Origin of the sequence: Microbulbifer discodermiae (assembly GCF_040742695.1) — a bacterium.
Lineage (GTDB): Bacteria > Pseudomonadota > Gammaproteobacteria > Pseudomonadales > Cellvibrionaceae > Microbulbifer.
Genome location: NZ_JBFLAB010000146.1, coordinates 1 through 1,323, shown reverse-complemented (window position 1 = coordinate 1,323; position 1,323 = coordinate 1). Strand labels below are relative to the sequence as shown.

General features: G+C 37.3%; 1 protein-coding gene. It reads right to left on the bottom strand.

Features of this window, described 5'->3' with window-relative positions; genetic code table 11:
• The coding region (locus tag AB1S50_RS19450) for a hypothetical protein (protein ID WP_367152931.1) at positions 1-792 on the bottom strand (792 nt) is incomplete at its 3' end.
• Positions 793-1,323: the final 531 nt, after the last annotated feature.

Sequence of the window (1,323 nt, the reverse complement as noted above, 5' to 3'; positions counted from 1 at the left end):
GGAACCGTTGAGATGGGCCTGTGCAGGCTGGTTGGGTCGATCCGGATGATAGCTAGCCAATAATTTATAGGGGGCATAGTTAATTCCAGAATCAACGAAAAAATCAGTTTGATTTTGATTTAATCTAAGCCCATTTTCATCCCATACTCTGCGCAGGGTAAACCCCTGTGGTTTGTAGGTATGAGTTTTAATGTCCCAGTCATCAGTCCAGTCGCCATCAGCATTACTTGCTATAAAACTTGATAATGAAAAAATGGTGGGGCTGAGCTTTTCTATGGAAATGGAGGCATTATTGGTCGTGCCTTCACAAGTACTTTGCGTGATTATTTCATTTGTGCTGTCGTTGCGCGCTTGTGCTTCAACGCACACCTGGATAGTACCTGCAGACGAAGATGAGAGATACTTTCTAACTACTTGAGTTGTGGATAGCGTAGAAGTTGAACTTGAGGTTAAAGGCAAGGCTGTAGCAGCAGACCCTGATCCTAGTCGAATATCCTTAATATATCCATTGTAACCATCGGAGACCACCGTATTTTCAAAGGGTTGTCCGCTGTACAATTCTTTAAGGCCTGCCCCAATAAACGTGTAACCCTCTTTTATTTGATAAAAAATATCAGCTTCAGCCTGCATTCTGCCGTTGGCATAGATCCGATTGTTTGGATAAGCCGTGCTATATTCTCCCTCGATAAATAAGCTTTGAAATGGTACCTCAGGGGGACCACTGGCAAAAATATAATTGCTAATGAATAATGAACTTAAGGTCATTAATTTAAGCTTGATTTTTTTATTCATACAAACTTCCAATCTATTAATAATCAAATAAAGCCAGCTGGGAAATATCTAACCAGATATTTCTTAGACTTTCCTACTGCTGGCTAGAAATTTATATTCTCTTGCATCAGAAGTCGTCAACGATTATTTTCTTGTAATTTAAAAAATTTGATGCTCCTCTTATTTTTCAACTTTCGCACTATTTTTAATGTAAGTACCTTTTCAAATTGCTAAAAATTTTATTTTCATTATAGAAACAGCACTTTCTGTAAAAAAATTATCCTATTAAGGCGCAAAATACGAAAGTATTACAAAAATGAGAAGAACCTAAAAACTTTTAAATTATAAATAGGCAATCGTTCACAATTTTTTCATATATCGACAGCTCCAAAAATTGACCGAGAATCACTTAGGGCCTGTTAACACTAATTAGCCGGTCAGCGATCAATGAAAAGTTGATGAAGAACTTAAAAACGACATCCAACTTATCAAATCGACTAAATATTCTTCGGAAACCTTTCAAGCGGCGAAACAGACGCTCTACTTCATTTC